Here is a 499-nt window from a genome sequence, read left to right on the forward strand (position 1 = left end):
CTCCTGCACCACGATCGGGTGTCCGGCGATGCCTTCGACCAGAAGGATGCTGGCGCCGTCCGGCTGCGCCTTGCCGATCGCCGCCATCATGTCGTAGCCCCAGCGCGCATAGTTGGAATCGACATTGATGGCGTTCGGGCTGGTCACCGAACCGGCAGCGGTGATGAACGGAATGCCGGCTTTGGCGGCAGCGTCGATCGCATCATCGAGTGCCGTCGCCGAGCCCGGGATCGAGGTGATGATCGAGCACTTCTTGTCGATGAAGGCGCGGATCTGGTTGATCTGCTGGCTGGCGTCATTGTTGGAATCAGACACCTCGAAGCTGGACACCGTTCCGTCGGCGATCAGCCCGTCGACGAGACGCTTCAATTCCTTGGTCACCGTGACCCGCCACGGATTGCCCTGGTAGGATTCCGAGTGGCACCATTTCCACGGTTTCGGCGGCGCTGTGAAATTGTCCCAGGCCGAAGGCAGCACCTTCTGCGGCGCGCCGTCATAT

Annotated in this window: 1 protein-coding gene; it reads right to left on the reverse strand. The window is 62.1% G+C overall.

Going from position 1 to position 499, the window contains the following annotated elements; all coding sequences use genetic code 11:
* Positions 1–499 (reverse strand): substrate-binding domain-containing protein (locus tag EN969_RS34680; protein WP_164758827.1); only part of this gene is annotated, 499 nt, incomplete at both ends.

It is taken from the genome of Mesorhizobium sp. M7A.F.Ca.CA.003.01.2.1 (assembly GCF_003998945.1).
Taxonomy (GTDB): Bacteria; Pseudomonadota; Alphaproteobacteria; order Rhizobiales; family Rhizobiaceae; genus Mesorhizobium; species Mesorhizobium ciceri.